At 59.7% G+C, this 24,121-nt stretch carries 23 protein-coding genes; 10 read left to right on the top strand and 13 right to left on the bottom strand.

The window, feature by feature from the left end; translation table 11 throughout:
- Positions 1-181: 181 nt before the first annotated feature.
- From KF885_07250 to KF885_07270, 5 genes are all read left to right on the top strand, one after another.
- A complete protein-coding gene (locus KF885_07250; GenBank protein MBX3048952.1) occupies positions 182-2,005 on the top strand; it encodes an ABC transporter ATP-binding protein in 1,824 nt (607 codons plus the stop codon).
- A gap of 8 nt (positions 2,006-2,013) precedes the next feature.
- Positions 2,014-3,849 (top strand): ABC transporter ATP-binding protein, encoded by a 1,836-nt coding sequence (locus tag KF885_07255; protein MBX3048953.1) that lies wholly within the window; start codon positions 2,014-2,016, stop codon positions 3,847-3,849.
- A gap of 125 nt (positions 3,850-3,974) precedes the next feature.
- Positions 3,975-4,904, top strand: coding sequence for an LCP family protein (locus tag KF885_07260; GenBank protein ID MBX3048954.1), 930 nt, complete (start codon positions 3,975-3,977; stop codon positions 4,902-4,904).
- A gap of 80 nt (positions 4,905-4,984) precedes the next feature.
- The gene (locus KF885_07265; protein ID MBX3048955.1) at positions 4,985-5,908 is read left to right on the top strand and encodes a TIGR01777 family oxidoreductase; all 924 of its coding nucleotides are present in this window, start codon (positions 4,985-4,987) and stop codon (positions 5,906-5,908) included.
- Positions 5,905-6,846: an L-lactate dehydrogenase gene (locus KF885_07270; protein MBX3048956.1), complete on the top strand. Its 942-nt coding sequence runs from the start codon at positions 5,905-5,907 to the stop codon at positions 6,844-6,846. The genes KF885_07265 and KF885_07270 overlap by 4 nt, the downstream gene beginning before the upstream one ends.
- 62 nt (positions 6,847-6,908) lie before the next feature.
- On the opposite strand, the gene KF885_07275 is transcribed toward KF885_07270, so the two are convergent.
- The 11 genes from KF885_07275 to KF885_07325 all read right to left on the bottom strand — a co-directional run bounded on the left by KF885_07275 (position 6,909) and on the right by KF885_07325 (position 16,927).
- Entirely contained in the window at positions 6,909-7,598 is a 690-nt protein-coding gene (locus KF885_07275; GenBank protein MBX3048957.1) for a zinc metallopeptidase, read from the bottom strand.
- A 24-nt stretch (positions 7,599-7,622) separates the two neighbouring features.
- The gene (locus tag KF885_07280; protein MBX3048958.1) at positions 7,623-9,104 is read right to left on the bottom strand and encodes a S41 family peptidase; all 1,482 of its coding nucleotides are present in this window, start codon (positions 9,102-9,104) and stop codon (positions 7,623-7,625) included.
- Between the two features lie 79 nt (positions 9,105-9,183).
- Positions 9,184-9,417 (bottom strand): hypothetical protein, encoded by a 234-nt coding sequence (locus KF885_07285; protein ID MBX3048959.1) that lies wholly within the window; start codon positions 9,415-9,417, stop codon positions 9,184-9,186.
- A gap of 5 nt (positions 9,418-9,422) precedes the next feature.
- Complete coding sequence (locus tag KF885_07290) at positions 9,423-10,061, bottom strand: pyrimidine 5'-nucleotidase (protein MBX3048960.1); 639 nt, start codon at positions 10,059-10,061, stop codon at positions 9,423-9,425.
- Position 10,062: 1 nt separating this feature from the next.
- A complete protein-coding gene (locus tag KF885_07295; GenBank protein MBX3048961.1) occupies positions 10,063-11,193 on the bottom strand; it encodes a glycosyltransferase family 1 protein in 1,131 nt (376 codons plus the stop codon).
- A gap of 76 nt (positions 11,194-11,269) precedes the next feature.
- Positions 11,270-12,376 carry a metal ABC transporter permease gene (locus KF885_07300; GenBank protein ID MBX3048962.1) on the bottom strand — a complete coding sequence of 369 codons (1,107 nt, stop codon included), beginning with the start codon at positions 12,374-12,376 and terminating at the stop codon, positions 11,270-11,272.
- Complete coding sequence (locus KF885_07305) at positions 12,373-13,512, bottom strand: metal ABC transporter permease (GenBank protein MBX3048963.1); 1,140 nt, start codon at positions 13,510-13,512, stop codon at positions 12,373-12,375. Before KF885_07305 ends, KF885_07300 begins: the two co-directional genes overlap by 4 nt.
- On the bottom strand, positions 13,509-14,366 hold the full coding sequence (locus KF885_07310; protein ID MBX3048964.1) for a metal ABC transporter ATP-binding protein: 858 nt from the start codon (positions 14,364-14,366) through the stop codon (positions 13,509-13,511). Before KF885_07310 ends, KF885_07305 begins: the two co-directional genes overlap by 4 nt.
- Positions 14,269-15,207 (bottom strand): zinc ABC transporter substrate-binding protein, encoded by a 939-nt coding sequence (locus KF885_07315; protein MBX3048965.1) that lies wholly within the window; start codon positions 15,205-15,207, stop codon positions 14,269-14,271. The genes KF885_07310 and KF885_07315 overlap by 98 nt, the downstream gene beginning before the upstream one ends.
- A gap of 119 nt (positions 15,208-15,326) precedes the next feature.
- Positions 15,327-16,235 carry a cation transporter gene (locus KF885_07320; protein ID MBX3048966.1) on the bottom strand — a complete coding sequence of 303 codons (909 nt, stop codon included), beginning with the start codon at positions 16,233-16,235 and terminating at the stop codon, positions 15,327-15,329.
- Entirely contained in the window at positions 16,232-16,927 is a 696-nt protein-coding gene (locus KF885_07325) for a metal-dependent transcriptional regulator (GenBank protein ID MBX3048967.1), read from the bottom strand. The genes KF885_07320 and KF885_07325 overlap by 4 nt, the downstream gene beginning before the upstream one ends.
- 70 nt (positions 16,928-16,997) lie before the next feature.
- Between KF885_07325 and KF885_07330 the strand changes: the two genes are divergently transcribed.
- Positions 16,998-17,615: a hypothetical protein gene (locus KF885_07330; GenBank protein ID MBX3048968.1), complete on the top strand. Its 618-nt coding sequence runs from the start codon at positions 16,998-17,000 to the stop codon at positions 17,613-17,615.
- On the opposite strand, the gene KF885_07335 is transcribed toward KF885_07330, so the two are convergent.
- Both KF885_07335 and KF885_07340 read right to left on the bottom strand, forming a co-directional pair.
- Positions 17,612-18,403 (bottom strand): hypothetical protein, encoded by a 792-nt coding sequence (locus KF885_07335; protein MBX3048969.1) that lies wholly within the window; start codon positions 18,401-18,403, stop codon positions 17,612-17,614. The two genes, KF885_07330 and KF885_07335, sit on opposite strands and share 4 nt — an antisense overlap.
- A gap of 5 nt (positions 18,404-18,408) precedes the next feature.
- Positions 18,409-19,191 carry a hypothetical protein gene (locus KF885_07340; protein MBX3048970.1) on the bottom strand — a complete coding sequence of 261 codons (783 nt, stop codon included), beginning with the start codon at positions 19,189-19,191 and terminating at the stop codon, positions 18,409-18,411.
- A 175-nt stretch (positions 19,192-19,366) separates the two neighbouring features.
- On the opposite strand from KF885_07340, the gene KF885_07345 reads away from it, so the two are divergent.
- The 4 genes from KF885_07345 to KF885_07360 all read left to right on the top strand — a co-directional run bounded on the left by KF885_07345 (position 19,367) and on the right by KF885_07360 (position 24,054).
- On the top strand, positions 19,367-19,576 hold the full coding sequence (locus KF885_07345; protein ID MBX3048971.1) for a cold-shock protein: 210 nt from the start codon (positions 19,367-19,369) through the stop codon (positions 19,574-19,576).
- 166 nt (positions 19,577-19,742) lie between these two features.
- On the top strand, positions 19,743-20,609 hold the full coding sequence (locus KF885_07350; protein MBX3048972.1) for a CPBP family intramembrane metalloprotease: 867 nt from the start codon (positions 19,743-19,745) through the stop codon (positions 20,607-20,609).
- A 56-nt stretch (positions 20,610-20,665) separates the two neighbouring features.
- Complete coding sequence (locus KF885_07355) at positions 20,666-21,661, top strand: ATP-binding protein (GenBank protein ID MBX3048973.1); 996 nt, start codon at positions 20,666-20,668, stop codon at positions 21,659-21,661.
- 20 nt (positions 21,662-21,681) lie between these two features.
- Complete coding sequence (locus KF885_07360; protein MBX3048974.1) at positions 21,682-24,054, top strand: S8 family peptidase; 2,373 nt, start codon at positions 21,682-21,684, stop codon at positions 24,052-24,054.
- The last annotated feature ends 67 nt before the right edge of the window (positions 24,055-24,121 follow it).

Genomic DNA, 24,121 nt, shown 5'->3' on the forward strand with positions numbered 1-24,121 from the left:
GTCGACCATTCAGCAATTGACAACACCCCCCACTTGCTATAAACTATCCAGCGTCGGTTCTGCCTCTACAGGCAGATTTTGCGTCTGGCCCTCTTCCCCCAATCTAATCGCTTAGGCGACTTATTGTCGTTCACCTATTTGGTGAGTTGTCTTTATTTGCTTCGTTAAGGAGTGTGTTTTCTTGTCCGCACAACCCGGTTCTGAATTGATCTCCCTGAAACAGGTGGGGGCCGAGAGTCTGTGGAAGGGCATGTGGCGTCTGCTGGAAGGCCGCCGCCTGGCCTATGTCGGTTCCATGCTGGGCCTGGGTATTGCCGCCCTGGGCCGCTCATCCGTCTACCTGCTGCTTGGCTTTTTCATTGACGATGTGCTCTCCAGCCCGGATTTTGCTGCCCAAGTGCCGCTGGTGGCGCTCGGCTTCATCGGCCTGGCTGTGGTGCAGGGCTTCTTCACCTACCTCAGCGGCACGCTGGCCGGTCGCACGGGCGAAGTCGTCGCTGAGCGCCTGCGCAACTACCTCTACGACCACATCCAGCGCCTGTCATTCAACTTTCACGATCGCACCAAGACCGGTGAGCTGATCCAGAAGGTGACTTCGGACGTGGACGCCGTGCGGCGCTTTATCGCCCAAGAAGCCACCCAGTTTGGCCGCATCGTTACCTTGTTTCTGGCCAACTTTGCCGCGCTTTTCCTGCTGGACGGCCAGTTGGCTTGGCTCTCGGTGATCTGTGTGCCTATCACCATCCTGATGTCGATCTGGTTCTTTAAGCGCATCTCAGATGCCTATGAAGAGTTCCAGAACCAGGACGGCGTACTCTCCGCTGTGCTGCAAGAGAACTTGTCTGGTGTGCGCGTGGTGAAGGCCTTTGCCCGCCAGGAGTATGAGCAGAACAAGTTTGAAAAGGAAAACCAGGAGAAGTACGTACGCGGCCGCAAGCTGCTGATCTGGCATTCGGCGTTCTGGCCCTTGTCAGACATCATCACCGGCGCGCAAATGCTCTTTGGCTACTACATCGGCGCCCAAATGACCATCAGCGGGCAGCTTTCCACTGGTGATTATCTTTCATATATCACTTTGTTGGTGTGGTTGATTTGGCCCATTCGCAACCTGGGTCGTGTCATCGTGGAAATGTCGCGCGGCCTGGTGTCCTTTGAGCGCGTCAGCCGCATCATCCGCGAAGAACGGGAACCGCTGGAAGATGGCCAGGCGTCTTTGCCGGAGCGGCTTAAAGGTGAAATCGCCTTTGAGAACGTCAGCTTCGAGTACGAGCCCAACATGCCGGTGCTCAAGAACATCAGCTTCCACGTACAGCCCGGCCAAACCGTGGCGCTCTTGGGTTCCACCGGTTCTGGCAAAACCAGCCTGGTCAGCTTGCTGCCGCGTTTCTACGATTACACATCCGGCCGCATCCTGCTGGATGGCGTTGAGCTGAAAGACTATCCGCGGCGCTACCTGCGCGAGCAAATCGGTATTGTGCTGCAAGAGCCTTTCCTGTTCTCGCGCACCATCCGTGAGAACCTGCGCTACAGCGTCGGCCGCGAGGTGGACAATGCGGACATCGAAGCCGCCGCGGCGGACGCCGCCGTGCATGATGTCGTGCTGGGCTTCCCCAAGGGCTACGAGACCATCGTGGGCGAAAAGGGCGTCACGCTCTCCGGTGGCCAAAAGCAGCGCATCACCCTGGCACGCACGCTGCTCAAGAAGCCCAGCTTGCTGATCCTGGATGACTCCACTTCGGCGGTGGACACCGAGACAGAGGCGTCGATCCGCGCCGCCCTCAAGCGCCAGCTGGGTGGGCGCACGACCTTCATCATTGCGCATCGCATTCAAAGTGTCATGTCGGCTGATCTGATCCTGGTCTTTGACAAGGGTCGTTTGGTGCAGCAGGGCACGCATGCGCAGTTGCTGGAACAAGACGGCATCTACCGTGAAGTGTTCAACATCCAAACGATGATTGAGCATGAAGTCGAGCGGGAGGTTGCCTCGGCTAACCAAGGCCAATAGGATTTGCTATGGAAGACTTTACCGAATTTCAAGAAGAAGAATTTTCCACGACGGTCAACGGCCGCACCATCCGGCGCATCCTCGGCCTGCTGAAGGCACACTGGCCCTGGGCAGCGGGCTTCCTGCTGATGATCGGCCTGGTGTCCGTGTTGGACTCCTATTTCACTTACCTGAATAAGGAGATCATCGACCGCGGTGTGGCCGTGGGCGATATGGCCGAAGTGGCGCGCATTATGGTGCCCTACGGCCTACTCATGCTTGTCCAGGCCGCGGCGGTCTTCGGCTTCATCTACCTGACCGGTGTGCTCGGTGAAAAGGTGCGTTACGACTTGCGCCGCAAGATGTTCGACCACCTGCAGGGCCTGTCGCTGTCTTACTACAACCGCACTCCGGTGGGTTGGATCATCTCGCGGGTCAATTCGGACTCAGACCGCGTGGCGGAACTGGTTACCTGGGGCCTTTTGGATACCACCTGGGGCATCACCAACATCCTGACCGCGCTGGTGTTCATGGCGCTGATCAACTGGAAACTGACCGTCATCGTGGGCCTGATCATTCCGATCCTGGTGATCGTCGCCTCCTGGTTCCAGAAGAAGATCATCACTGAATATCGCGAGGTGCGCAAGATCAACTCGCGTATCACCGGCGCCTACAACGAGAACATCACGGGTGTGCGTGTGACCAAGTCGTTGGGGCGTGAAGAGGCCAACCTGCGTGAGTTTGGCGGCTTGACCAGCGAAATGCACAGGGCCGGCTTCCGCGCCGCCTGGCTTTCGGCGCTTTTCCTGCCCATCGTGCAGCTGATCAGCTCATTCGGTTTGGGGGCGGTCATCTGGTTCGGCGGTGTGGAAGTGCAGTTGGGCGGCATGACCATCGGCGGCATTTCTGCCTTCGTGACCTACATCACACTGATGCTCTTTCCCATCCAGGAAATGGCGCGGGTTTACGCTGAACTGCAGCAGGCCATCGCCTCCGCTGAACGCATCTTCTCGCTGTTAGACGCCAAAGCCACCGTGGTGGACCGCCCCGGCGCCCGCGACCCGGGCAGCCTGGTGGGCGACATTCGCTTCGAGAATGTGACTTTCGCCTACGACGATGCCCCAGATGAAGCTGTCTTGAGTGACTTTGACTTGCATGTGGAGCAGGGCCAAACCATCGCCCTGGTGGGTCCCACCGGCGGCGGCAAGAGCACCATCGTCAATCTGGTCTGTCGCTTCTATGAGCCTACCAGCGGGCGCGTTTTGATTGCCGGCGAGGACTACACCCAGTACACCTTGCACGGTATTCAATCCCGCGTGGGGGTGGTGCTGCAAACTCCGCACCTCTTCTCCGGCAATGTGCGCGAAAACATCCGCTATGGTCGCCTGGGGGCCAGCGATGCGGAAGTCGAAGAGGCCGCCAAGCTGGCCGGCGCGCACGACTTCATCGTCGACTTGGACAAGGGCTACAATGCCGAAGTGGGTGAGGGTGGCAACCTGCTCTCCTTGGGCCAAAAGCAGTTGATCAGCCTGGCGCGCGCCGTGCTGGCTGACCCGGAGATCTTCGTGATGGACGAGGCTACCAGCTCGGTGGATACGCTCACTGAAGCGCTGATCCAGAAGGGTATGGAAACCATGATGAAGGGCCGCACCAGTTTCATCATCGCCCACCGCTTGTCCACCATCAAGCGCGCCGACCGCATCCTGGTCATCGAAAAAGGTCGCATCGCCGAAAGCGGCAGTCATGCCGAGCTGCTGCGCCAGCGCGGCCACTACTACAACCTCTACACGCAACAGTTTCGTGAGGAACTGACCCGCGAGCAGGATCCCTTCCTGGCGGGCAGGGCACTCCCCGCGGAAAACTAAACGCACCGCATGCAAAAAACAACCGGGCCACTGCTTAGCAGTGGCCCGGTTGTTGGTCATCTCTCCCCTGAGAACCTAAAACCTACTTAACCAACACTAATTGCTCTTAGGCATAATTACTTGATATGCAAGACCCCTACGATAGCTACATGGAGCCGCCGCTGGAGGAAACCCAGCCTGGTGCTCCACGCCCACAGCCTGCTCTCACCCAGCGCAGTCGCCCCCTGCCGGCGGCCGTGCCGCCCCGCCGCCGCAAGCGCCGCTGGGCCTGGCTGCTGTTGTTCGCCTTCCTGATTTACACGCTCTTTCCCCTCCGCAGCAATGTGCTCGTCCTGGGCATCGACCGCACGCCCGAAGGCAGCGCCGTCGGGCGCAGCGACACCATGATCCTGCTCGGCATCCAGCCGCTGACTGGCCAGGTCAACATGCTCTCCATCCCGCGCGACCTGTGGGTGCCCATCCCCGGCTATGGCGAAAGCCGCGTCAACGCCGCCCACGCCTGGGGCGAAGCCGCCCAACCCGGCGGCGGGCCGCGTTTGGCGGCCAGCACCGTCAGCCAGAACCTGGGCGTGCATGTGGGTTACACGTTGCGTATCCGCCTGGAAGGCTTCCCGGATGTGATCGACGCGCTGGGCGGCGTGGATGTTGATCTCAGCCAACCGGCCGCCGGGTACCCGGCGGGCCGCCACCACCTGGACGGCACCCAGGCCCTGGCGTTTGTGCGCGACCGCAGCGGAGATGACTTCTTCCGCCAGGCGCACGGCCAGCTCTTCGTCGTTTCGCTGGTCAAAAAACTGCTCAACCCGCTCACTTGGTTGCGCATCCCCGGGGCCATGCTGGCCCTCGCTCAAACGGTGGATACCAATATTCCCGTCTGGGCCTGGCCGCGGCTGGGGATCGCGCTGACGCGGGGTGTGCTCTTCGATGGCCTGCAGGCCGTGGTGCTGCCGCGCACCGCCGTCAATCCCTGGGTCACTGCCGACGGTGCCCAAGTGCTGCTGCCAGACTGGAACCAGATCTTCCCCCTGGTGCGCGAGATGTTTGGTCTCTGGTAAGAAACATCCACCCAATCCTAATTTCCAATCCCTGATTACCAGTTACCATATGTATCCATCACCCACACGGGAGGGATGCCATGCGTGTATTGATTACCGGGGGTAGTGGTTTGCTTGGCCGGGCTTTGGCGCAAGACCTGGGCGCAGCTGGCTATGAAGTGATCGTCCTCAGTCGTAACCCGGACAAGGTCAAAGACTTGCCCAAAGGCGTGCGGGCGGTTGGCTGGGATGCCCGCACTGCGGCCAACTGGGGCGTGCTGGCCGACGGGGCTGAGGCCATTGTCAACCTGGCCGGCGAAAGCATCAAGGGCGATGGCTTCCTGCCCAGCCGCTGGACCTCTGCCCGCAAGCAGCGCATCCTGCAGAGCCGTCTGGATGCGGGCGCGGCGGTCAGCGAAGCCGTGCGCCAGGCGCCGCGCAAACCCAAGCTGGTCTTGCAATCTTCGGCTGTGGGCTACTATGGTCCGCGCGGCGATGAAGCCGTCACTGAGGACCAGGCCCCGGGCAGCGACTTCCTGGCAGGTGTTTGCACCGCCTGGGAAGAGTCCACTGCAGATGTAGAGAAGATGGGCGTGCGCCGGGTGGTCTTGCGCACCGGTTTGCCGCTCACCATGCAGGGTGGGGCCATGCCGCTGCTGGTGTTGCCCTTCCGCCTCTTCGCCGGAAATACTTTCGGCTCCGGCCAGCAGTATTATCCCTGGATCCACATTCAAGACTATGTCGCTGCCCTGCGTTTCCTGCTTGAGGATGGCAAGGCCAGGGGCGCCTTCAACATCAGCGCGCCGCAGCCAGCCCGCAACCGGGACTTCGCCCGCACCTTGGGCCGCGTCTTGCGCCGCCCGGTATGGCTGCCGACTCCGGCCTTCGCCATGCGCTTGGCGATGGGTGAGGTTTCCACGGTGGTATTGGACGGCCAGAATGCGGTTCCTCAGCATTTGCAGGCCCGCGGCTTCAAGTTCGGCCATCCTCAGCTGGAACCCGCCTTGAGGGACCTGCTGCAATGAAGATCGGGGTGATTGGGGCCGGGTTGGTAGGTTCCACGGCCGCCTATGCTTTGATCATGCGCGGGGTGGGGCGCGAGATCGTCCTGGTCGACTTGGATGCCGCCCGGGCGGGCGCCGAGGCGGACGACCTGTACCATGCGGTGCCCTTCGCCCACCAGCTCACGGTCAGCGCCGGGGATTATGCTCAATTGGCCGGCTGTCGCCTGGTGGTGATCGCCGCCGGCGTGTCCCAGGAACCCGGCGAAACGCGTCTGCAGCTGCTCAGCCGCAACGCTGAGGTCTTTCGGCAGGTCATTCCCAACATTCTAAAGTATGCGCCAGAGGCGATTTTGCTGGTGGCCACCAACCCGGTGGATGTCATGACCCATTTGGCCGCCCACTTTGCCGGCCAGCTGGGTTTGCCCTCCAGCCGGGTGATCGGCTCTGGCACCACCCTGGATACCGCCCGTTTCCGCGCTCTGCTGGGCCGCCGCCTGCAGATCGACCCGCAGCATGTGCATGCTTACGTGCTGGGTGAACATGGCGATTCTGAGGTCTTGGCCTGGTCGCTGGTCACTGCCGCCAGTCTTCCGTTGGACGATTTCTGCCGGGATGCGGGCATCCAGCTCGGCCCCCAAGAACGGGATGAGATTGATGCCGGGGTGCGCCGGGCGGCTTACTCGATCATCGAGGGCAAAGGCGCCACCTACTACGGCATCGGCAGCGCGATCGCGCGGATTTGTGAGGTCATCCTGCGCGACCAGCGCGCGCTGCTCACCGTGTGCACGCCCTTAGAGGATCTGTTGGGTGTCCAGAATGTCACCGTGGCGATGCCCAACCTGCTGGGCGGCGCGGGCGTGATCCGCACCCTCTCCCAACCGCTGACCTCCCAGGAGCAGGAAGCCTTGCGGCGCAGCGCTTCCATAGTGCGCCAGGCGATCACCTCATTGGGCTTGTGAAAGCTAAAAAAAATAAAAAGAGCCACAGCAGCTGCTGTGGCTCTTTTTATTAGCTTGGTCGGCTAGCTGCGCCGGTTCATGCCCATCACGATCGAGGCGTAGTACAGCAGCTGCGAAATTGCGCCCGCCAGCGCGGCTACATAGGTCAATGCCGCTGCGTTGAGCACATTGCTCACGCCGCCGCTCTCCTGCGCATTGTTGATGATGCCGCTGTTGGCCAGCAGCACCCGCGCCCGTCGAGACGCATCCAACTCTACTGGCAGTGTCGCTAGGGCGAACAGCGCGCCGCCAGAGAAGGTTAGCACACCCAGCCAGGCGATGCCGGCGGCTTCCATGAACAGGCCCACCATCAACAGGATCCAACCCAGGTTGGAGCCGATGCTGACTGCCGGCACCATCGCCGAACGCAGACGCAGCAACGGATAGTTTTCGTGGTCCTGCACAGCGTGACCCAATTCGTGGGCGGCGATCGCCGCCGCGGCCACGGAAGTGCCCTGGGCCACACCGGGCGAAAGGCGCAGCGTCTTGGAGCGCGGGTCGTAGTGGTCGGTCAGGTTACCGGGCACTTGCTCCAGTTTCAGATGAGTCAGCCCGTTGCTCTGCATCAGGCGGCGGGCCACTTCGGCCCCGCTCATGGCGTGGCTGTTCTGTACCCGGCTCCAGCGTGAATAGCTGGAGCTGACATACCATTGGGCCAGCATGGTCAGCAGAAAGGCTGGCACCATGCACAGCAAGTAAGAAGAATCATACATAGAAAAAGTTCCTCCTCGTGAGCTTTAGCGCTCGTTGATTAATTCAATCGCTTTGTCCAGTTGGGGGTCCAGGTCCTGGGCAAAGTCTTCTTCCGTCAGCGCCACGACATAGTCAGGCTCCAGGCCAACCCCATGGATCAAGCGGTCTTTGGATGTCAGCCAGTGGGCGATCGTGATGCGCAAGGCCCCTTCGCCATTGGAGAGGGTCGCCGGGGTTTGTACCGAGCCTTTGCCGAAAGTAGTCTCACCCACTAGCGGCGCCCGGCCGTAGTCCTGCAGGGCGCCTGCCAGGATCTCCGAAGCCGAAGCGCTGCCATTGTTCACCAGCACCACCATCGGGATCTCGGTGGCCAGGCCGCCGCTGAGCACGTTGTACTGGTCGCGCTCGCCGTTGCCGTACTCCTCGATCAGCACGATGCCTTCTTTAAGGAACTCGGAGGTCAGACTCACCGCGGTGTTCAAGTATCCACCGCCATTGTTGCGCAGGTCCAGGATCAGGCCCTTGGGGTTCTGCGCTAGCAGATCTTCGAGGATGGCGCGCATCTCACGGTCGGTGTTGGCGCCAAAAGTGTTGAGCTGTATATAGGCGATGCCTTCATCCAGCATCTCGCCTTCCACGCTGGGGATGCTGATGTGGGCGCGCACGATGGTCACATCGAAGGTCGGCTCGCCTTCGCGGCGGATGGTCAGCGTGACGCGGGTGCCTTCCGGCCCCAGAATGTAGCCGATCACCGCATCGCCGGGAATGCCGGTCATGTCGGTGCCATCCACAGCCAACACCTGGTCGCCGGGGCGCAGGCCGGCGGCCTCTGCCGGCGAGCCGGAGATGGGCGTGACGATGGTCACATATTCCGTGGTGGTGTCCACATAGGCGCCAATGCCTTCATACTCGCCGTCCAGTGAAATGTTGGATTGGCGCAGTTGGTCCGGGTCCATGTAGGCGGTGTGCGGGTCGCCCAGCGCTTCCACCATCGAGCGCAGCGAGGCGCGCAGCAGGTCCTGATAGCTGCCGCTGACCTCAGTTTGGCTGAACTGCACCGTGTGCCAGGCCTCCCAGAAGGGTGCAAAAGCAGCCTGGGCTTCCTGCGGCGTCTCGGCCTCAGCCGCCAGCGCTTCGGCGCTGGGGCTGCCGGCCGTCACGCTCAGCGCGTCCAGGCTGACCCCTTGTTCCTCCAGGTAGCCTAGCAGGCCGTCCAAGGCGCCTTCCGCCAGCACCTCATCATCCACTGGCTGCGAAACAAAGTCGTTGCGCAGGTAGCGGCGGCTCTCCCACATCGGGGCGAAAAGCTTCTCCAGGTCGGGGTTCTCCCCGGAAAGGGGTTGGGGCACCTGGGTCGGGCCGGCATTGAACTCGGTCAGCAGGTCCAGGGGGTTGTCCAGAGCGCTGTTGATCTCATCGCTGAACAGGAACATGCCTGCCGCCACTGCACCGATGGAGCAGACGCACAACATGGCCGCTACGGCTATCCCAGCCAAAACGTAAACAATAGGGCGAGATGATTTCATTAAATGATCCTTTGAACGTGGAAATTTGGTATCAGCCAGCGTAGCATAGCTCTATTAGAACGGCATAAAACCCTGAGCGCTACGCCTCGCTGTCTTCTTCATCCCCGGCGCGCAAGGCTTGCACTCTCCGGGAGAGCTCACTCAGGCGATCATCTTCGCCCTTCCAGGGGTTGCGGGCTACATTTGCAAGACGCGAGAAGAAATGGAATTCATTCAGTTTGCCCGGGCGGTGCAGCGCCAGCAAAAAGAGATTGATGGCGATGGCCGCCAGCACAGTGATGCCAATGATCAGGAGCACGTTTTGAATCGGCACTGGGATTATTCTACCAGTCCGGGCACCACTTCCAACAGCTCTTCGATCACCGACACACTGTAATCCGCGGCTGGGTGCGGCTCACGCGTGCCCACCAGCACAGTGCTCATCCCCAGCTGCTTGGCCGGGTCCAGGTTGCGGGCCTGGTCGTCGGCGAACAGGCAGGCCGCCGCCGGCAGGCCGGTGCTGTCCAGGGCCATCAGGTAAGCCTCGGGCTGCGGCTTGTTGCGAAACCCCATGGCCTTGATGTCCACAATGCCATTGAAGTAGCGGCTGACCCCCAGGGCGCCCAGCACCCGGCGGGCGTGCTCCAGACTGGCATTGGTGAAGATCCATTTCTGTTGCGGCAGATCCGCCAGCATCTTGTTCAGCCGGGCGTTGGGCCGCAGCATATCCTCGATGGGCAGGTCGTGCACATACAGCAAGTAATCATCTGGGTCCACCTGATAGGTGGCCATCAGCCCTTGCAGGGTGGTGCCGTAGGTGGCCAGCAGCTCATCCCGCAGGGCGGTGATGCCCCTGGCCGGGATATTCAAACGCTCGTGCATGTACTGCTCAATGCGGGAGCGCACGCCCGTCCAGATGCCGCTGCTGCGCGGGTAGAGGGTGTCGTCCAGATCGAAGAAGAGGGCCTGGGGTCGCACGCTAGGCCTGCAGCTCGCGGCTTTTTTCGATCACGTCGCTGTACACGTCCAACAATTGCTTCAGTGTCAGTTCCCAGGCATATTTGCGCGCCTTGATCTGCCCGGCGGCGCCCATGCGCTTGGCCAGTTCCAGGTCGGTGGCCAGTTCGACCACACTTTGCAGCAGCGCTTGGGCGTCTTCGGGGTCGTAGAGCAGGCCGGTGACGCCATGTTCCACCAGGTCGATCACTCCGCCGGAATTGGGCGCCACCACCGGCAGCCCGGAGGCCATCGCTTCGGCCACCACGTTGCCGTAGGTCTCCTCCGCGCCGGTGAAGGCGAAGATGTCGCCGGAGGCGAACGCGCTGGCCAGCTCTTCGCCGTGCAGATAGCCGGTGAAGAGCGTATCCGTCCCGGCAAACAAGCGTTCCAGCCGCGGCCGGTCCGGCCCATCGCCAATGATGGCGATCCGCACGCCCGGGATCTGCTTGGCCACCGGCACCAGCCAGTCGCAGCGCTTCTCGCGCGACAGGCGGCTGACGAAGATGATCAGCGGCTTCTCCGGCTCGCCGCCGGAGAGGCGCAGGCGCATTTCCGGGTCGGCATTGTTGGCTTGGAAGCGTTCCACATCCACGCCGCCGGACCAGACCGCCAGGCGTTCAAAGCCTTTGTCTTTCAGCTGGTTGAGGGTGAACTCAGAGGGGGTCAGGTTCAGATCCGCCTGGTTGTGCACCCAGCGGTAATAGCCGTAGATCGGCTGGGCCAGGAAGCCCAGCTTCCAGCGTCGCGCAAAGCCTGGCACGTCTGTGTGATACGAAGCCACCACAGGGATGTGGTTCTTGCGCGCCGCACGCAGGCCAGCCAACCCCAGCGAGGTCGGGTTGACCAGGTGGATAATGTCCGGCTTGAACTTGATCAGCTCTTTTTCGACCCGCGCCACGGGCAGGGCCACACGCAGTTCCGGGTACAGGGGCACTTGCACGCTCATGCGCGCAAAGATCTCCGTGTTGGCGTATGAATCCACGGAGCCTTTCGGCGCAAACATAATGCTCTCGTGTCCTTGCTCCTTCAGGTAGTTGAGCAAATGGGTCAGGGTAACCACAATGCCATCCACCTTGGGCAAGAAGACTTCAGTAAAGAATGCAATTCGCATAAGTGACCCTTTTCACCATTATAAATCAGCCTTGTTAAAGAAAAGAGCCGAGGGGCTCGCCCTCAGCTCTTTCTCTCTAAGCTCTCAGGTTTTGTTCGGCCATCTGGCGTCCCTGGGCTGTCAATTCCAGATGGTCGTTCGCGAGGCGGATCAGCCCGCCCTCACGGGCGCGCTGCACCACTTGTTGGGCGAACTGGGCCTCCCAGCGCAAGTGGTCGTGCAAATGATCCAGGCGGTTTTCCACGCGCGCCTCGGGCGTGCCTTCGTGGTGCAGCAGGTGGATGGTCAGCATCGTCTGGGCGAATTGCCAGCGCTGCCGCCGCCGGCGGGCGGCGATGGCCACCAGGCCGCGTTGCGGCGCCAGCAGCAGGCACAGCACGAACAGCAGGCCGATCATCGTGGCCATCGAGCCGGCGATGTTGGCGTCCAGCCAGCGGGCTGCCCAATAGCCGCCGATCGTGCCGGCCGCGCCGATCAGCACCGCATACAGTAGCATACGCTCCAGTTTGTCGGTCAGCAGGTAAGCGGCCGCCCCGGGCACGACCATAAAGGCAACCACCAGGATCGAGCCGACCGCGTCAAAGGCGCCTACCGCGGTCACTGAGACCAGGGCCATCAGACTGTAGTGGATCAACGCGGGGGAAAAGCCCAGCGCCATGGCCAACCCGGCGTCAAAGGTGGCCAGCTTGAGTTCCTTGTAGAACAGGGCGATGAAGGCGATGTTGATCAGCAAAACCACGGCCATCAGCGCCAGCGAATGCGGCACAGACAGCCCCAGCAGCTCCACGCGGTTGAAGGGTGCAAAAGCCAGCTCGCCCAACAGCACCGCGTCGGTGTCCAGATGCACGCCGCGGGCAAAGCGGGAGATCAGGATGACCGCCAGGCTGAACAGGGCCGGGAACACCAGGCCGATCGCCGCGTCCTGCTTGACCAGCTTGGTACGGTTCAGCAGTTCCGTCAAGCTGACCGTGATCAAACCCATGCCAGCGGCGGCGATGATCAGCCAGGGCGATTCCAGGTCGCCCAGTGCCATAAAGCCCAGCACAATACCCAGCAGCACCGTATGGCTGATCGCGTCGCTCATCATGGCCATGCCGCGCAGCACCAGGAACACGCCGGGCAGGGCGCAGGCGGCCGCCACCACCAGGCCGATCAGTTGGATTTCAATTTGCGCGCTGCTCATTGCGTCTCCTTGTGCGCCGGGGCGGCTTCCATGCGCTGCGCCTCGGCCAGCCCTTGCGCGGTCAGCGCCCACCAGTTGTTCTCGCCCGGCCTGACCAGCCCGCGCCCCTGCAGCGTTTGCAGGCTGCGGCGCAGGGCCGCGGCCCCGGTGACTGCGGCCAGGGCACTGACCGGGTGCGGTTCGGTCGGGTCGCTGTGTTGGGCGCTCATGCGGTACAGGTCCAGCAGCACGGCTTCGGTGCGCAGCCGGTTGCGGCTGCGCCAGTTGCGCCAGGCGTTCCAGGCCAGGCCGCGGTTGGGCGCCAGCAGCAGCGAGAAGAGCACGATGGCGCTGGCGCACAGCACGATCACCGGCCCAGTGGAGAGGCCGCTGCCCAGGCTGCTGATCAGCGCGCCGCTGACCCCGGCCAGGGCGCCGAAAAAGGCGGAAAGCAGCGCCATGCGCGCCAGGTCGTCGGTCCACTGCCGCGCCGCCGCCCCGGGGGCTACAATCATGGCGCTCATCAGCACCACACCTACGGCTTGCAGCCCCAGCACGATGGCCACCACCAGCAGCGAGGTCAGCAGGAGGTCCAGGCCTCGGGTCGGCAGGCCCAGGCTGCTGCCAAAGTCTTTGTCAAAGCTAAGCAGCTTGAATTCTTTCCACAGCAGCGCCACCACCAGCAGCGCCAGCCCGCCAAATACGGCCATGGTGACCACATCACGGGTCAGCAGGGCGGCGGCCTGCCCGAACAGGAAGGTGTTCAGCCCGGCTTGGCGTGCATCCGGGTTGCGCTGCAGAAAGGTGAGCAGCAACAGGCCCACGCCGAAGAAGCTGGAGAGCACAATGCCCAGGCTGGCGTCTTCTTTGATGCGCGTGTTGCGCGTGATCACGAAGAACAAGCCGATGGCCAAAAAGCCGGTCAACCCCGCGCCTAGCATCAGCACCAGCGGGGTCTTGGCGCCGGTGAGCATGTAGGCCAGGGCCACGCCGGGCAGGGCGGCATGCGAGAGCGCATCGCCCAGCAGGCTTTGGCGGCGCAACACCGCAAAGGCGCCCAGCACTCCGCTCACCGCGCCCAGGGTGGCCGTGCCCAGCGCCACAGTGCGCACGGTATGGTCGGTGACCAGGCTGGTCAGCAAGTCCCACCAGTTCATGCGGCTTCCTTGCGCGCCGCGCTGAGGAAGGACACCCGTCCGCCGTAAGTGGCGCGCAGGTTGTCCTCGGTGAACACCTCAGCCACCGGGCCGCTGGCGATGCGGCGCACGTTCAGCAGCGTGACCCAGTCAAAATACTCCGGCACGGTTTGCAGGTCGTGGTGCACGGCCAGCACGGTTTTGCCGGCGGCGCGCAGCTCCTTCAGCAGCTCCACGATCGCCCGCTCCGTGGTGGCGTCCACGCCCTGGAAGGGCTCATCCATAAAGTAGATCTGCGCATCCTGCACCAAGGCCCGCGCCAGGAAAGTGCGCTGCTGCTGCCCGCCGGAGAGCTGGCTGATCTGGCGCTGGGCATAGTCGCTCATGCCCACTTTCTCCAGGGCGGCCTCGGCGGCTTTGCGCTCGGCTGCGCCCGGGCGGCGCACCCAACCCAGCTTGCCGTAGTTGCCCATCATGACCACGTCCAGCACGCTGGTGGGAAAGTCCCAGTCCACGCTGCCGCGCTGCGGCACATAGCCCACCAGGCGGCGTTGCTCCGCGTAAGGCTTGCCAAAGATCGCCACCTGGCCGGCCGCCGTCGGCAGCAGGCCCAGGGTGGCTTTCAGCAGAGTGGTCTTGCCGGCGCCGTTGGGGCCGACAATCGCCATCAAAATACCTTGTGGGACGTCGAGGTCGACGTCCCACAAGACAGCTTTTTCCTGATAGGCGACGGTCAGGTCGTTAATTTGAACCGCTAGCTGCTCTTCCAAGTTGGCCTCATTTCTCTCCCAGCAGAGCGGAGACGATCGTGTCAATGTTGTGACGCACCATGCCCAGGTAAGTGCCTTCCGGCGTGCCGGGGCTGCCCATCGCATCCGAGAAGAGCTGCCCGCCAATGCTGACCTCAAACCCGCGGGCGGCCACTGCCTCCTGCAGCGCTTCCACGTTGCGCACTGGCACCGAGGATTCGATGAAGACTGCCGGCACCTGGTTCTGCACGATGAAAGCCGTCAGCTCCTGCACATCGGCGGTCGAAGCTTCAGACTGCGTGCTGATGCCTTGCAGACCCAGCACGCGGAACTGATAGGCCCGCCCGAAATAATTGAAAGCGTCGTGGGCGGTGATCAGGACACGCTGTTCGGCGGGCAGGCGGGCGGCCTGCTCGCGCACATAGGCGTCCAGGGCTTCCAGCTCGGCCAGGTAGGCCGCCGCATTGGCCTGGTAGTCGGCGGCGTTCTCGGGGTCAAAGTCGATGTAAGCATCGCGGACGGCGCCGACTACATACTGCCACAGCTGAACATCGAACCAGACATGCGGGTCGTACTCATCATCGTAGATCGGCGAGGCCAGGCGCTCTCCAACCGGAATGCTCTCGGCCAGGGCCACTACGGTCTTGTACTCGCGGATCTGTTCCAGGATCTGGTTCATCTGGGCTTCCAGGTACAAGCCATTGTAGAAAATGATCTCGGCTTCCTGCAGGATGGTCACATCGCCTTCGGAGGCGACATACAAGTGCGGGTCCACGCCGGCGCCCATCAGCCCGGTGACGTGCACATGTTCGCCGCCCACAATGGCGGCGGCATCGGCGATCTGGCCGATGGTGGTGACGACATTGATCTTGCCCTCAGCGTCTGGGTTGGCCGGGGCGGCACAGGCACTCATCAGCAGGGCCCCAGCCAACAGCAGGGCGAATGCGGTTTGGTATCGAGAAGGCATAAAACTGTGCTCCTTGGAATTTAGGTATGACTAAATATAAGTTTATCAATACCGATATATTTGTCAAGTGTCAGTTTTTAAAAAGTCAGCGCCCACTGCAAAGTGGGCGCTGAGGGTAATTAGTGAGCGTGAGCCTCGGCCAGCATGCAATCGTCAGGGCCGTACTCGATTTCAATGGTGGTGTGCAGCAAATGCTTGTCGTGTAGCAGGGCGCGGATGCGCTCGCGCAGAGCCATGACCTCATGGCGCGGCGTGTCCTCCGCCACCATCACATGCATGGTCAGCACGTGGTTCTCGCCTTCCAGCGACCAGGCGTGCATGTGGTGGGTGGCCTGCACGCCCGGCAGGGCTTCGACCGCTTTCTGGATGCCGCTGGTGTCCAGCTCTTCGGGCACGGCCTGCAGGAACAACGCCACGGTCTTGCGCAGGTTGCGCGCCACGTTGTACAAAATGTAGATCGAGATCAAGATCGACAGGATCGGGTCCAGGATCGGCAGGTTGGTGAACATCATCACGATGCTGGCCACCAGCACCGCCGCCCAACCCAGCACATCTTCGATCAGGTGCCAGGCCACCACGCGGGCATGCATCGAATTTTCGTCCCGCAGACGCAGCGCCCCAAAGCCGTTGACCACAATGCCGATGATCGCCAACAGCAGCATGCCCTGCGCATTGGTCTCCTGCGGGTTCAGCAGCCGCGGCACGGCCTCGCTGATCATATACAGCGAGCCAGCCAGCAGGATCACCGTGTTAATGAAGGCGCCTAGCAGCGAGAAGCGCCGGTAGCCGTAAGTGAATTTGGCGTCCTCGGATTTCTTGGAATAGCGCTCCAGATACCAGGCCAGCCCCAGCGACATGCTGTCGCCGAAGTCGTGCAGCGCATCGCTCAGGATCGCCAGGCTGTTGGTCCACAGTCCGCCGATGATCTCCAGAATGGCGAAGCCCAGGTTGAGAAAGAAGGCCAGCTTGATGTTGTCGCCGCCATGAGGGTGCGCGTGCGCGCCTGAATGCGAATGGTCGTGGCTCATTTCACCTCTACATAGACCTGGTTGGTGACCCGCGGCCCCAGCACGACCTCGCTCTCCTGCCCGGCCACCTGCACGCTCAGGTTGCCGTCGAATTCCGAATAGCTCTTAACCCCCACCTCGGCCTGCGGCACCAGGCCCAGCTGGCTCAGGTGGCGCAGCAGCTCGGCGTCCGTGTCGCGCACGCGCACCACGGTAGCCTGCTGGCCGGCCCGCAGGCTGCTCAGCGGCGTGTGCGAAGAGTCGGGCAGGCTCAGGTCCAGGCGCGGGATGGGGTCGCCGTGCGGGTCCAGGCTGGGGTTGCCCAGGGCGGCCGCAATGCGCTCTTCAAACTGCTCGGAGATGAAGTGCTCCAGCCGGTCGGCTTCCTCATGCACCTCATCCCACTCGTAGCCCAGCACCTGGTGCAGAAACAGCTCCAGCAGGCGGTGGTGGCGCAGGGTTTCCAGCGCGGCCCGTTCGCCGTCTTGGGTCAGGCGCACGCCCTGGTGCTTCTGATACTCCACCAGCGCCGGCTGGCCCGCCGCCAACTTTTGCAGCATGCCAGTCACCGAGGCGGGGGCCACGCTCAAATACTCGGCCAGCGCATTGGTGGAGGCGCGCTTCTCGCCGCGGGTCAATTCGTAAATGGCTTTGAGGTAATCCTCAATCGACTGCGAGTGCAGCTCACGCACGGCCTTGCCAGATTTAGTCATAGCTAAAGTATAGTGAGCTAGCGTCCCAGGGTCAAACCCAAATTTGGGTATAGACTTTATAATCCGGCGCATGTACATCACCTGCCCATGGTGCGGCACCAACCATGCTGAGTTCCAATCCAACTGCAAGAACTGCGGCGCGCCGCTGCCCACACCGCAGCAGCAGGCAGCCGAGCGCAAGCGCAGCGGTTTGCAGATCCCGCCGTCGCCGCCGCGCGAAATGTCGGGTGGTTTCATCTGGCGCTGGTTGGTGACTGATGGCTGGTCGATTACCGCCTTTGTGTTCTTGATGCTGGCCATCAGCTTCATCCCCGCCGGTTTGGGGCTGATCGTGGGGGTTGTGACTGCCCTGATCGGGATCCCTTTGTTTCTGGTGGGCGTGGTAATGCTGGCCGCCGCCGCCGGCGTTTTCTATTGGCGCTTTACCCTGGCCCAGCGCCTGCTCAAAGTGCTGCGCGAAGGACTCACCACTAGAGGCGAGATCACTGAAGTGCGCCAGAATTACTCAGTGCAGATCAATGGGCGCAGCCCTTGGATCATCAATTACATATTCAGGCTGGATGGGACGGACTACACAGGTACGGTGACCACCATGAATACCCCCCAATATCTTAATCCCGGCGACGCTACGGCCATCCTCTACCTGGCCGAAGATCCGCAATACAACGGGATCTACCCGCACCCCTAATCTTCAGCAGAATAGCTGGGCCAGTCCACGTCCACAAAGCGCACATAGCCGTGCTTCTCCGCCGCGCTGACCCGGCCATGGGAGGCTTGCTCACAGCCCGGCTCATCTTCCACCTCGATGGTATAGCCATACGAGCCCAGCGCCACAAAGACGAATTCACCGCCCTGGCACACCCAGGCCTCCAGCACATACGGCACCTGGCCTGAGTCGTCGCCGCGCGAAGGCTCCAGCACCAGGCCGCTGTAGCTCACCGTCATCAGGCTGCCCAACCGCTCGGCGCGGATGTTGCTCATCGGACCGTAGTAGCTGGACCAGGCCATGACCACGTGCGGGTCTGTGGGCGGCAGTGAAAGCGGGTCCCCCTGGATATCCAAATAGTCCGGGCCGCCGTTCACCCAGCAGCGGTTGGTGCCGCCGATGGCGCGCGCCAGCACCCAGGGGCTGGGGCTGTGCTCCATGCGGCCTAGCAGCTCGATCGTGCTTCCGCCGGCAAAGGTGAAATGGAACAAATAGGGCGCCCCCGGCCCGATGCGGCAGCTCAGCCGCCCGTCCACCACCACCTTGGCGCGCAGCGAACTGACATAGGTCGGCGTCAGCGTGGGCGTGGCGGTATCGGTCGGGATGGGGGTGAGTGTCTCGCTCGGCAGGGACGTGGCGCTGGGTGGCACGGGGCTGTTGGTAGGGCTGGCCTCAGCCAGCGTGGGCGTTGCGCTCGGCGCGGCGGCCGGGGGGGCGGCGCAGGCTGCCAGCAGCACGGCCAATAGCAGGAGGGGCAGGGGAGTGCGCATCACGCTTAGGGCGGCCAGGGCACGCCGACCCAGCCGGTGTAGCCGTGCTTGTCTGAGCCGAAGGCCCGCGCCCGCGAGGGCTGGTCACAGCCGGCGTCGTCCTGAATTTCCAGGGAAGTGCGGCTGGTGCCGTAAGCGCGGAACAAATACACGCCGCCCTGGCACACCCAGGCCTCCACCAGGTACTTGTCCTGGCTGTGCTGGTCGCCGGGCAGCCAATCGAAGGGTTCCCACTGCACAGTGACGATATTGCCAGTGCGCCGGGCGGAGACGCCCTTCAGCGGGTCGTAAGGCTGCGTGGTGTAGGGCAGCACCAGGTGTGGATTGTCGATCGGGTAGACCAGGCTGCGGTCCACGCCCAGGCTGATCAGTTCCTGGCTCACCCAGCATTTGCGCTTGTGGCTGCGCTCCACCTGCTCGATGTACCACCAGTTCTCGTTCAGCTGCATATGGCCCAATACGTTGACCACGTCGCCTTCATACACCGTGTCGCGCAGCAGGTAAGCGCCGCCCGGGCCGTAGCGGCAGGAAGCCTGGGCCACGTTGACCACGCCCCAGCTGAACTCCGGCGTGGGGCTCAGCGTGGCGCTGGGCGTCGGCGTTTCGCTGGGGGTCAGCGTGATCGTGGGCGTGCTGGTTGGGCTGGGGGTCAGGCTGGCGGTGGCGGTCGCCGTGGGCGGCTGGGTGGCGCTGGCCTCCGGGGTGGGTGTGGCCGTCGGCGCCGGGGGCGCGCAGGCCGCCAGCCACAAGACAGCCATTGCCAGCACCAGGGCCTGTGAGGAGCGCATGGACGGCATTATACACCCCGGGAACCGGCAGATTTTGCCTCTTGGCGTTCTATTGTAGGTTTGTTCAAAAAATGATACGATATTTACTGGTATACAGGCAGTTCTAATACGGGGGGTAGGCTTCTCGAGTTGGAACACTGGATCCGGAAAAATAAGGAAAGGAGTTCCAATCCCAATGGCTGAACGCGAACAGGGAACCGTGAAATGGTTCAATGGCTCTAAGGGCTTCGGATTCATCTCCCGCGATGGCGGCGAAGATGTTTTCGTTCACTTTAGCGCCATCAGCGGCGATGGCTACCGCAATTTGGAAGAGGGCCAGCGTGTTGAATTCACGGTAACCCAGGGCCAAAAGGGCCTCCAAGCCCAAGACGTGACTGTGATCTAACTAAGTCACAGACCAGTCAACCCAAAACGCCGCCGGACCCCCGGCGGCGTTTTTTTGTTCCCATCCGTCATCGTGGGGCAGGCCCGGGCGCCCTTGGGCAAGACAGGCTTGCCTGTCTGGTTTATACTAGGCTCACCATCCAATAAATAACCGCTGTGGAGCTGCGATGAAACTTCCCAAACTCGAAAACACCGCCGATGTCGGCATCTTGATTATCGTACTCATGCTGCTGGGCCTGGCCGTGACCTGGCCGCTGCTGGGCCAATGGGAGGCCGTGCGCGGCTTCGGCGCTGAGCTGCTGATCTTGGCCGTGACCTTTTACATCGCCCGCCAGTACCTGCCCTGGGAAGACGCGCCGCGCGAGCGCATCCGCCGCCCCGGCCCCGAACTGTGGATCGGCCTGCTGGGCTTTGTGGTTTTCTACATCGCCTGGCCCTTCGTGGCGGGCGGCGGCGGCCCGGTGGTCTTCCTGGCGCCCGGCATCCTGGCCGCCCTGACCCTGGCGGCGCTGCGCTATGGCCGGGCCGCCTGGGGCCTGCGCTGGCCCACCGGGCGTGAGCTGATCGTGCTGGCCGTGGTGGCCGCCGTGGCCGTCGGCCTCAGCCGCCTGTTTGGCGGCCTGCTGCCCCCCAGCGAGGCGCAGCTCCTGGCTACCCACCGGCCGCTGATCCCCGGCTTGATGCTGGACTTTAGCCAGATAGGGGCCAACCTGCTGCCCGCCCTGCTCATCGTCTTCTTGACTGTCATCGGCTATGAACTGTACTTCCGCGTCTTCCTGCAGACGCGCCTGGCGCAGGTACTGCCGGGCCGTTGGGCGCTGTTCGCCCAGGCCGCCCTGTACTTCGCCGGCGCCATGCTGCCGCTGCTGATCGTCAGCCGCGGCGACCCCAGCGTCTTCCCGCCGGCCTCGGTGCTGACCCAGTTCGCCATGCTCTCCAACGGTGTGCTGGCCGGCTATTTCTGGCGAAAAACCGGGAGTCTGCCCTTGCTGGTGCTGCTGCACCTGCTGGCGTTCGTCAGGTGGGGGCTGTAGAGCATGCTTGTTGTTTTGAGAACTCGTCGATACTATTGTCGCGAAAGGTTTTTTGAATGGCATCTGGGGATTTATTAAAGAAACTGTTTCGCAGTTTTAAGAGGCAAGATACCGATGCTTTCTATAGTGCTGCCTTGGAGGTTATTGCAGAAGAGAAGAAGAAAAACCACAATGTTCTTGCCGAAGATTTGCAAAAAATACTCAATAATGGTAATGATCACAAGTTTATTCCGGCCGATAGGTCTTTTGAACGTTTACCACAGGATAAAGACAAAGGAACTTTGTTAGTTGAGGTTAAATCTTCTAACAGAATGTTGTCGGATCTTGTACTAAGTCCTGATATTGCCGACCAAATAACCACTATATTGGATGAGTTTAGAGATGGTTCAGTTCTGAGAACTTATGGATTGAGACCAAAACAGAAAATTTTATTTGCCGGTCCTCCCGGATGTGGAAAAACAGTCACTGCTGAGGCACTCGCAACTGAACTAGGACTACCACTTCTTTATACTCGTTTTGATGCAGTTATTTCTTCCTTACTTGGAGAAACTGCGGCGAATTTGCGGAAAGTGTTTGAATTTGCGCAAAAGGGGACATGGGTGGTTTTCTTTGATGAATTTGATGCCATAGGAAAATCTCGACAAGACATTGGCGAGCATGGTGAATTAAAGCGAGTAGTAAACACTTTTCTGCAACTTCTCGATAACTTTATGTCTGATAGTATTTTAATAGCTGCCACTAATCACGAAACTCTTCTTGACAGGGCTATTTGGAGGAGGTTTGACGAGATCGTATACTTTAATAAGCCCGAACCAGATGAAATCAGGAAACTTGTAGCAATGAGACTGAGGGGATTTCCGCATTCTGGTTTAAATATTGATAGTTTTATCAGTTCTATGCATGGCTGGTCACATGCAGATATAGAGAGGGCAACGATTGATGCTATAAAAATGGTGATAATTGCTGGAGAATCAGAGGTCACCAATGTGTTTTTTCGCAAAGCGGTGGAGATGCAAAAAAACCGAATGGGTGTAATACTTCAAAATTCTTGAATTCCTTTTTGGGGATAGTAATGGCAGACTCAAATCAGCACCAGCATTTAAATTTCGAAAAACTGAATATTGAGCGTCCCAGAAGAAAAATTGGAGGGCCGGGTTCTAGACCCCGTCGGGACAATAGACAACATGGTAAAGAAATTCTTGAGAGCATTAATCTTCTGAAACAAGACTTTGAATCCCAACATCGTGAACTACCACCAAGATTTGATCCAGCGATGATATTTGCCCTTAAATTGGAGGGAAGCATTGACGAAATCGAATTAAAGCGAACCAGTTTAACTGTACTGGCAGAAGAACCAGGTGGAGTTGTTGTATTGTTTTCTCCCGACCAGCTGTCTGGGTTTCAATCGAAAATCGAATCATATAGTGGAGAAATACCGCCGAATCAAAAAAACCCTAGCTACAATTGGGTTGCGTCTGTAACCACAGATATGCATTTATGGGGAGCGCAAGATCGTATGGGGACAAAACTTGAGAAAAGGGAAATCGTTGATCATTTGGAATATATTGTTGATGTAGAAATATGGGTCTATGGCAGCGTAGAAGAGCAACATAGTCGGCGTCTTCAGCTCACTAACTTTGTTATTGAAAATAACGGACGCATTCTTGATAACTTCGAAAATGAATTTGTGAGCTTGTCGCGGATTAGCGTACACGGTGAAAGCCTTAAAAGACTATTAGGGATCGATATTGTTCAAAGAATAGAACTTCCTCCTGAACCTTCGGTTCTTGTAAGTGAGCAGATAGGAACTTCAATTGATGCATTAGAAATCCTGGGCCCTCCACCGGAAGGAAGTCCAGGTGTGTGCATAATTGATAGTGGTGTTGTCTCCAGCCATCCGTTGCTTGCTCAAGCAATTGGGGATGTCCGAGCAATTCCCGCTAGGTTTGGAGACGGGGTTGATGATAATGGGCATGGAACAAAGGTGTCTGGCTTAGTTCTTTGTGGCGATGTAAGCAAGGCAATAAGTGCTGGGAGCTTTGAGCCACAGATATTCATCTATTGTGTCAAGGTTACGAACAAAGACAATAGATTTGACGATGAGCGATTGATCGTAAACCAAATGGCTGATGCAATTCGAACTTTGCACGGGGAATACAACTGCCGGGTATTTAATATTTCTCTGGGCGATGAAGAGCAGATATACATGGGGGGAAGACCTTCTTCATGGGCTTATATTCTTGATGTACTTGCACGGGATTTGGACATAGTCATTGTGGTCTCTAGTGGAAATCAAACCACGGTTCAAGGCGTCACTGGCCCTGACGCAAATATGATAATATCTCGATATCCAGATCACTTACTGGATGACGAATCGAGAATAATTGAACCTGCCACAGCTGTTAATGCATTGACGGTGGGGAGTTTAGTTAATTCAGAGAATAGCTATCATGCTGTAGCAAATGGAAATGACCCTGGATTTAGGGTTTTTGCCCCACTACATTTCCCCTCCCCCTTTACTAGAGTTGGCCCGGGAGTAAACGGCTCGATAAAACCAGATGTTGTTGAAGAGGGTGGCAGTTTTATTTGGTCGCGATATGTGGATGGCTTTACTAATGATCCTGAGCAAGAAATTGTTTCAACTAACCATGAATTCTTGCAACGCTTGTTTACCTTTGATAAGGGTACAAGTTATGCTGCAGCCAAAGTTTCCCATCTTGCCGGCCTGCTATTAAGGGAGTATCCCCATAGTTCGGCTAATTTGATTAGAGCTTTGATTGGTGCCTCTTCGGAAATCCCTGCGACGTTCAATCGGCGTTATAACTTGCCTGAACTACTTCGGATGGTGGGCTATGGGCGACCAGACCCCAAGAAGGCATTGTATTCAAGTGATCAAAGAGTAACTTTGGTTGCTGAAGATGAAATTGGAATAGACAAACTCCATCTTTACGAAGTACCGATACCTGAAGAATTTTCCTCAGGTGCAGGAAGGCGGAGGATAAGCGTAACTCTGGCTTATGATCCACCAGTCAGAACAACTAGACTTGAATATTTGGGGTGTTTCATGGAATTTAATCTTTTTAGGGGGCTTACTATTGATCAAATTGTTGATTGGTACGCTGAAAGGCCCCAAGGCTTTCAGCCAGAACAATTCGGCAAGGCACATGCATGTCCAATGGAGCCAAGGGTGCGATTGAGAAGCAAAGGCACTTTGCAGAAAGGATATTTTGAGTTTTCTCGGAATAGAGCGCTTCAGGAATATCAGGGTGATACGCTTCACCTTTTGATAAAGTGCAAATCCGGCTGGGCCACTGAGGATAATCTTGCTACCCAGCGTTATGCCCTAGCGATAACTATGGAACATCTAGAGGAAGACATTGCTATTTACAATAGAGTTCAACAACGCTTGCAACAACAAGTTCGTGTTCGGGCCACTGCAGCCTAGCATGGAAATAGCTGCTCTCCCTCGCAGAATGGCTGGTTACTGGGCTGTAACTTTGTGTCAATTCCCC

Source organism: Anaerolineales bacterium, from assembly GCA_019637805.1.
Lineage (GTDB): Bacteria > Chloroflexota > Anaerolineae > Anaerolineales > UBA11579 > JAMCZK01.

Coding starts and splice junctions, on each gene's coding strand:
- KF885_07260 (MBX3048954.1), top strand. CDS start 3,975: ATGCAAGACCCCTACGATAGCTACATGGAGCCGCCGCTGGAGGAAACC.
- KF885_07360 (MBX3048974.1), top strand. CDS start 21,682: ATGGCAGACTCAAATCAGCACCAGCATTTAAATTTCGAAAAACTGAAT.
- KF885_07355 (MBX3048973.1), top strand. CDS start 20,666: ATGGCATCTGGGGATTTATTAAAGAAACTGTTTCGCAGTTTTAAGAGG.
- KF885_07265 (MBX3048955.1), top strand. CDS start 4,985: ATGCGTGTATTGATTACCGGGGGTAGTGGTTTGCTTGGCCGGGCTTTG.
- KF885_07275 (MBX3048957.1), bottom strand. CDS start 7,598: ATGTATGATTCTTCTTACTTGCTGTGCATGGTGCCAGCCTTTCTGCTG.
- KF885_07270 (MBX3048956.1), top strand. CDS start 5,905: ATGAAGATCGGGGTGATTGGGGCCGGGTTGGTAGGTTCCACGGCCGCC.
- KF885_07325 (MBX3048967.1), bottom strand. CDS start 16,927: ATGACTAAATCTGGCAAGGCCGTGCGTGAGCTGCACTCGCAGTCGATT.
- KF885_07320 (MBX3048966.1), bottom strand. CDS start 16,235: ATGAGCCACGACCATTCGCATTCAGGCGCGCACGCGCACCCTCATGGC.
- KF885_07350 (MBX3048972.1), top strand. CDS start 19,743: ATGAAACTTCCCAAACTCGAAAACACCGCCGATGTCGGCATCTTGATT.
- KF885_07300 (MBX3048962.1), bottom strand. CDS start 12,376: ATGAGCAGCGCGCAAATTGAAATCCAACTGATCGGCCTGGTGGTGGCG.
- KF885_07335 (MBX3048969.1), bottom strand. CDS start 18,403: ATGCGCACTCCCCTGCCCCTCCTGCTATTGGCCGTGCTGCTGGCAGCC.
- KF885_07315 (MBX3048965.1), bottom strand. CDS start 15,207: ATGCCTTCTCGATACCAAACCGCATTCGCCCTGCTGTTGGCTGGGGCC.
- KF885_07295 (MBX3048961.1), bottom strand. CDS start 11,193: ATGCGAATTGCATTCTTTACTGAAGTCTTCTTGCCCAAGGTGGATGGC.
- KF885_07255 (MBX3048953.1), top strand. CDS start 2,014: ATGGAAGACTTTACCGAATTTCAAGAAGAAGAATTTTCCACGACGGTC.
- KF885_07280 (MBX3048958.1), bottom strand. CDS start 9,104: ATGAAATCATCTCGCCCTATTGTTTACGTTTTGGCTGGGATAGCCGTA.
- KF885_07305 (MBX3048963.1), bottom strand. CDS start 13,512: ATGAACTGGTGGGACTTGCTGACCAGCCTGGTCACCGACCATACCGTG.
- KF885_07330 (MBX3048968.1), top strand. CDS start 16,998: ATGTACATCACCTGCCCATGGTGCGGCACCAACCATGCTGAGTTCCAA.
- KF885_07340 (MBX3048970.1), bottom strand. CDS start 19,191: ATGCGCTCCTCACAGGCCCTGGTGCTGGCAATGGCTGTCTTGTGGCTG.
- KF885_07345 (MBX3048971.1), top strand. CDS start 19,367: ATGGCTGAACGCGAACAGGGAACCGTGAAATGGTTCAATGGCTCTAAG.
- KF885_07310 (MBX3048964.1), bottom strand. CDS start 14,366: ATGCGATGGGCAGCCCCGGCACGCCGGAAGGCACTTACCTGGGCATGG.